A 6,438-nucleotide genomic window follows, 5' to 3' on the forward strand; every position below is an offset into this window, starting at 1 on the left:
CGCGCCGCCGGCCACGGGGCCCACCTCCAGGTCGGGATGGGCCAGCAGCAGCCGGAGCAGCTCACCGCCGGCGTAACCGCTCGCGCCCGCGACCGATGCTCTCGCTCCCATGCCAGCAACCATACACCGGGCTGCATGACTATGCGAACACGGGAGCGGGACGGGCCTCCGGCGGGCGGGCGACCAGCAGGAGTTCCGCGGGACCGATCAGCTCCAGGGGGCCAGCCGCAAGGTGCCGGCGGCCGGCTCGTCCACGGCGGCGCGCAGTGCGGCCACGTCGTCGCGGGACCGGACGAACCGGCCGTGCAGCGCATCCAGCTCGCCCGCGGTGATGCGCAGCAGCAGCTGGACGAAGGTCTCCGCCGGGGTCCACGCCTCGGGTGCCGGCTCACGCAGCGCGGGCCGCAGCTCGAGGAAGCCCTCCGGGAAGCCATGCGTCATGTCGGTGGGCACCATGCCGGGGCTCACCGTCAGGACCACCACGCCGGTTCCCGCCAGCTCGGCGGCCACCGTGTCGACCAGCCGCGCGACCGCGGCCTTGGCGCAGGCGTAGGCCGAGCCGCCGGGCGTCGGCACCATCCCGAAGCCGCTGCCCATCACGACGATCCGGCCGCGACCGCGGGCGACCATGCCGGGCAGCGCGGCGTGCAGCGAGAGGAACGCACCGCGCAGGTTGACCTCGACATCGCGCCACCAGGTGTCGGCATCGAGCTCCCACAGCCGGCCGCCCGAGGCGAAGGCGCCGGCGTTGGCCAGCAGCAGGTCGAGCGGGCCGAGCTCGTCCTCGGTGCGGCGCACTGCTGCGGCGACCGCAGGGGCGTCGGTCACGTCGCCGGCCAGGGCGAGAGCCGCCTCGCCGGCGGCCACCACCTGGTCCAGCGCGTCGGCCTGCCGCCCCGTCACCGCGACCGACCAGCCGTCGGCGGTCAGCGCCCGGGCCGCCTCGCGGCCCAGCCCCCGGCTGCCCCCCGTCACCAGGGCGACCCGCCGCGCCGCAGCACTCACGAGCGGAGCACCGCCCCGACCCGGCGGCCGGCCTCGGCGATCGCGGCGTCGCGTGCCGTCAGCACCTCCACGTCGGTGAGGGTACGGTCTGCGGCCCGCAGCCGCAGCGTGTAGGCCAGCGAGCGGCGGCCGGCCCCCACCTGCGGGCCGGTGAAGACGTCGAACAGGCGAATCGCCTCGAGCAGCTCCCCCGCCCCGGCGCGCAGGGCCGCCTCGACGTCGGCGGCCGGCACGCCCTGCTCGACCACCAGGGCGACGTCGACACCGGCCGGCGGGAAGTGCGACACGATCGGAGCCGGCAGCGGGCCCCGACCGGCAGCGGCGGCGACCAGGACATCGAGGTCGGCCTCGGCGGCACAGCTGCGCGCGGGCAGCCCGAACGCCCCGACCACCCGCGGATGCAGCTCCCCCGCGAGGCCGACGCGGCGGCTGTCGAGCAGCAGCTCGGCGCACCGGCCCGGGTGGTAGGGGTACGGGTCGGCGGGCCGCGGCTGCAGGTCCAGGCCGAGCGACCGCCCCAGCTCGACCAGGGCGCTCACGGCGGCGCTCCAGGAGGCCGGTGCTCCGGCGAGCGCGAGGCCGACGTGCCGGGGCTGGGCCGGCAGGGCGGCGTTCAGCACGGCCAGCTCCTGCTCGCTCGGCCGACCTTTGACGCCGGGAGCCGGGGCCCCCCCGCCGCTGCCGAGGAAGACGGCACCGGTCTCGAAGACGGCGACGTCCCCGAGCCCCCGGCCGGCGTTGCGCGCGACCACGGCCAGCAGGCCCGGCAGCAGCGTCGGGCGCAAGAGCGCCTCCTCCGCCGACAGCGGATTGAGGATCCGGGGACACTCAGGGCCGCCGCCGAGCGCGTCGAGCGCCTGCTCGCCGACGAACGGCGGCGTGACGACCTCGACCAGGCCGCCTGCGGCCAGCGCCCGCGATGCCACCCGCCGCAGGCGCTGCTGTGCGGTCAGACCGCGGCCGGCCGGCGCAGCCGGCAGGACCACCGGGATCGTGTCGTAGCCCTCGAGCCGGAGCACCTCCTCGATCAGGTCGGCCCGGCCGGTGAGGTCGGGCCGCCAGGTCGGCGGGACGACCTCGAGCCACTCCTCGCCCGCGACCGTGCAGCCGACGTCCTCCAGGCGCCGGCGGACGACCTCGGGTGCGTAGTCGCGGCCGGCCAGCCGGCCCGGCGCGTCGACCGGCAGCGGCAGCGTCGGCAAGGGCGCGCGGGTGTCGACGTCGGTGACCGGGCCCGCCGAGGCACCGCCCAGCTCGACCAGCAGGTGCACCGCCAGCTCGGCGGCGGCGGGTGCGAGAGCCGGGTCGACACCGCGCTCGTAGCGGCGGCTGGCCTCCGACGGCAGCCGGTGGCGGCGGGCCGTCCGGGCCACCGACAGCGGCGCGAAGTGCGCGGACTCCAGCAGGATCGAGGTGGTGGCCGCGGCGACCTCGGTGGGGCCACCACCCATGACGCCCGCCAGCGCGATCGGGCCGCGGGCGTCGGTGATGAGCAGGTCCTCCGGGTCCAGCGCCCGGTCCTGGCCGTCGAGGGTGGTCAGCCGCTCCCCCGGCGCCGCCCGGCGCACGACGATGCCGCCCTGGAGGGCCGCGAGGTCGAAGGCGTGCAACGGCTGGCCCAGCTCGAGCATGACGGCGTTGGTGACGTCGACCGCCAGCGAGATCGGGCGCATGCCGGCGAGGGTCAGCCGGCGCTGCAGCCAGGCCGGTGACTCCGCGCTCGGGTCCAGCCCGGTGAGGACCCGCGCGACGTAGCGGTCGCAGCCGTCCGGTGCGTCCACGCGTACGGCATGTCCGTCCGGTGTGGGCGCCGGGGACGCCAGCCGGCCCGGGTCGGTCAGCTCCAACCCGAACGCGGTCGCCGTCTCCCGGGCCACCCCCCGCACCGACAGCTGGTAGCCGCGGTCGGGGGTGACCGCGATGTCGAGCACCTCGTCGCGCAGGCCCAGCAGCTCGACCACGTCGACCCCGAGCGGCGTGTCCGGCGGCAGCACGAGGATGCCGTCGCCGCCGCCCGTGTGATCGGCCTGCGACAGGCCGAGTTCGGCGCCGGAGCAGATCATCCCGTCGGAGGTGTGGCCGTACGTCTGCCTCGTCGCGATGCGGAAGCCGCCGGGCAGCTCGGCGCCGGGCGTGGCGAAGGCGATGCGGTCGCCGGAGGCGAAGTTCGTGGCTCCGCAGACCACTTCGTGCTGACGGGACCCGGTTGACACGTGGCAGTACCGGATCGGCTTGTTGAAGCCCTTCAGCTCCTCGACGTCGAGCACCTCGCCGGTGACGACACCACTGACGTCGTGGCCGTAGCGGTGCACCTGCTCCACCTCGAGGCCGGCGCGGACGAGAGCGGTGGCCACCTCGTCGGCGGACGCGGTCAGGCCCGGCACGAGCGAGCGCAGCCAGGAGACGGGGACGCGCATGTCAGGACTCCTGTCCGAGGGCCAGCGTGAAGCGCTGATCGCCTTCGTAGAAGTCGCGGATGTCGGTGACGCCGTGGCGGAACATCAGCGTCCGGTCCAGGCCCATGCCGAAGGCGAAGCCGCTGTAACGGTCGGGGTCGATCCCGCAGGCCTGCAGCACGGCCGGGTTCACCATGCCGCAGCCGCCCCACTCGATCCAGCCTTCGTTCGAGCACACCCGGCACGGCTGCCGGTCGGCCCGGCCGCGGCAGTTGAAGCACTGCAGGTCGAGCTCGGCGGACGGCTCGGTGAACGGGAAGTAGTTCGGCCGGATCCGGGTGCGTATTCCGTCGCCGAACATCGCCGTCGCCAGGTGGTCCAGGGTGCCGCGCAGGTGGGCCATCGTGATGCCCTCGTCGACGCACAGCCCCTCGACCTGGCCGAAGACCGGCGAGTGCGTCGCGTCGAGGGCGTCAGCGCGGTAGACCCGACCCGGGCAGACGACGTAGACCGGCAGCTCCCGGTCCAGCAGCGAGCGGACCTGCACCGGCGAGGTGTGCGTGCGCAGCACCAGGCCGCTGCCGGCCGGCGCGACGAACAGCGTGTCCTGCATCTCGCGGGCCGGGTGGTCGCCACCGAAGTTGAGCGCATCGAAGTTGAACCACTCGTGCTCGACCTCGGGCCCTTCGGCGACCTCCCAGCCCATCGCGACGAACACGTCGGCGACCCGCTCGGCGAGGGTGGTGAGCGGGTGCCGCGCCCCCGCCGCACGGGTCGGCAGCACCGTGACGTCGACCGCCTCCTCGCGCAGCACCCGCTCGTCCCGCTCGAGCTCCAGCTCGGCCCGGCGGGCGTCGTACGCCGCCGACACCGCCTGCGCCACGACGTTGACGCGCTTGCCGGCGTCGGCCTTGTCGGCTCCCGGCAGGCCGCCGATCGCCTTGCGGGCCCGGGCCAGCCCCGAGCGGTCACCGATGTGCGCGGTGCGCGCAGCGGCCAGCTCCTCGAGCGAGCCGGCGGAGGCGAAAGCGGTGAGCCCGGCGTCCCGGGCACGCTCGAGCGCCTCGTGGTCGAGCGGGTCGTGGTCGAGCAAGTCGTGGTCGAGCGGTTCTGGGCCGGGCACGGTGCGTGGCGCTCCCTCGGTCGGGGTCGGCGGACAGTCTCCCAGAGGCGCCCGCCGCGACCCGATTCAGAGGAAGTCCGGGGTCCCGGCGGGCAGGACGAATCGGAACTCGGCGCCGCCGGCCGGGCCGCACCCGACGGAGACGCGCCCGCCGTGCGCCTCGACGAGCCCCTTGACGATGTAGAGCCCCAGGCCGGTGCCGCCGCGCCGGTCACCACCGCGCCAGAAGCGCCCGAAGATCCGCGACCGGACCGCCTCGGGGATGCCCTCACCCTCATCGGCGACGGTGACCACGGCCCCGGCCGTCCCTGCCGAGGTGTCCGGGCCGACGGTGACCGTGACGGTGCCCGCGCCGTGCCGCAGGGCGTTCTCGACGAGGTTGCCGATCACCTGCTGGAACTTGTCCGGATCCACCCACATCTCCGGCAGCTCGCCGAGGACGCGGACCTCGAACCGTCCCTCCGGCTCCCCGGCGGCGACGTGGCCGGCGATGGCCTTGCGGGTCGCCGCGGGCAGGTCGACGACCTGCTTGCGCATCTCCAGCCGTCCCGCGTCGATCCGGCTGACGTCGAGCAGCTCGGTGATCAGCCGCGTGACGCGGTCGGCGTCGGCGTTGACCGTCTGGAGCATGACCTTCTTCTGGTCGTCGTTGAAGCGGTCCCACTTCGCGAGCAGGGTCGCCGTGAAGCCCTTCACGCTGGTCAATGGCGAGCGCAGCTCATGCGCGACGGTCGAGACGAGGTTGGCCCGCGAGCGCTCGATCCGCTCCCGGGCATGGGTGTCGCGCAGCGCCACGACCAGGCGGGTGAGCCCGCGGTCCGGCCCCCGGATGTAGGACGCGGTCACCAGCAGGTCGCAGCCGTTCGCCAGGGTGAGCTGACACTCGGGCTGGCGGCGGCGGCTGGTGAGCCCGCCGTACGGGTCGGTGCAGGCCCACCAGTCGCGACCGGCGCTGTCGGCGAGCGGGAGCACCTCCCGGTAGTCGCGGCCGAGCGCGGCGTCGGCGGTCGTCCCGAGCAGCCGCTCGGCGGCGGGGTTGAGCACCACGACGCGGCCGTCGGCGTCGGCGACCAGCACCCCGTCGGGCAGGTCGTCGTAGCCCGACTTCTCGATGGTGGACACCGACGCACCTCCTTCGACCCGGTCAGACGGCGGTCACTGTACGGGCAGAAGAGTGGCTTTTCGGCCGTTCAGCGATGCGCCCGCGCCGAGGCGTAGAGGCACACCGCCGCGGCCGTGGCGAGGTTCAGCGACTCCGCGCGGCCGCGCAGCGGGATGCGGACGGTCAGGTCCGCCCGGGCGAGCGCCGCCTCCGACAGCCCGGCCGCCTCGGTGCCGAGCAACCACGCGGTCGGGCCGGCCAGCGCGCCGCTGTCCTGCAGGTCCTCCAGATCGTGCTCGCCGGCACCGGTCGTGGCGAGCACCGCCAGCCCGCCGGCCTGCAGGGCCTCGACCGTCTCCTCGATCCGGGGGCCGGCGGAGACCGGGAGGTGCCACAGGCTGCCGGCGGTGGCGCGCACGCACTTGCCGCCGTGCGGGTCGGTCGAGCCGGCGGTCAGGACGACGGCGTCCGCGCCGGCGGCGTCGGCCGTACGGATGACCGTTCCGGCGTTGCCCGGGTCGGATACGGCTTCGAGGACGGCGACCAGCCGAGGCGAGCCCGCAAGGGCCATGTCCAGCGGGACGTCGAGCAGCGGGGCGACGCCGAGTACGCCCTGGGGCGTCATGGTCTCCGCCATGGCGGCCAGCACCTTCGCGCTGACGGGGGTGACCGGACAGGGCGCGGCCGCCAACAGGTCCTGGTGCCGGGCCGCGCCGTCCGGGTCGGCGTAGAACTCGAGCAGCGACGGGAGCGCTTCGCGTACGGCCTGTGGGCCCTCCACGACGAACCGGCGCTCGGCCGCACGGGCCGAG

6 protein-coding genes are annotated in these 6,438 nt (G+C 75.2%); all 6 read right to left on the reverse strand.

All coding sequences use genetic code 11. The features are described from left to right. The coding region (locus tag WD794_00720; protein ID MEX2288832.1) for an N-acetyl-gamma-glutamyl-phosphate reductase at positions 1-111 on the reverse strand (111 nt) is incomplete at its 3' end. Positions 112-207: 96 nt separating this feature from the next. Beyond that, complete coding sequence (locus WD794_00725; protein MEX2288833.1) at positions 208-1,005, reverse strand: SDR family oxidoreductase; 798 nt, start codon at positions 1,003-1,005, stop codon at positions 208-210. Continuing rightward, the gene (gene pheT, locus WD794_00730; protein MEX2288834.1) at positions 1,002-3,422 is read right to left on the reverse strand and encodes a phenylalanine--tRNA ligase subunit beta; all 2,421 of its coding nucleotides are present in this window, start codon (positions 3,420-3,422) and stop codon (positions 1,002-1,004) included. The genes WD794_00725 and pheT overlap by 4 nt, the downstream gene beginning before the upstream one ends. Position 3,423: 1 nt before the next feature. Further along, complete coding sequence (pheS, locus tag WD794_00735) at positions 3,424-4,524, reverse strand: phenylalanine--tRNA ligase subunit alpha (protein ID MEX2288835.1); 1,101 nt, start codon at positions 4,522-4,524, stop codon at positions 3,424-3,426. A gap of 66 nt (positions 4,525-4,590) precedes the next feature. Then, complete coding sequence (locus tag WD794_00740; GenBank protein ID MEX2288836.1) at positions 4,591-5,646, reverse strand: ATP-binding protein; 1,056 nt, start codon at positions 5,644-5,646, stop codon at positions 4,591-4,593. A 68-nt stretch (positions 5,647-5,714) separates the two neighbouring features. Next, the coding region (locus WD794_00745; GenBank protein MEX2288837.1) for an RNA methyltransferase at positions 5,715-6,438 on the reverse strand (724 nt) is incomplete at its 5' end.

The organism is Mycobacteriales bacterium (genome assembly GCA_040902655.1).
Taxonomy (GTDB): Bacteria; Actinomycetota; Actinomycetes; order Mycobacteriales; family SCTD01; genus SCTD01.

Bases quoted from the DNA above. Each gene is read 5' to 3' on its own strand.
- pheT (MEX2288834.1), bottom strand. From the start codon at position 3,422: ATGCGCGTCCCCGTCTCCTGGCTGCGCTCGCTCGTGCCGGGCCTGACC.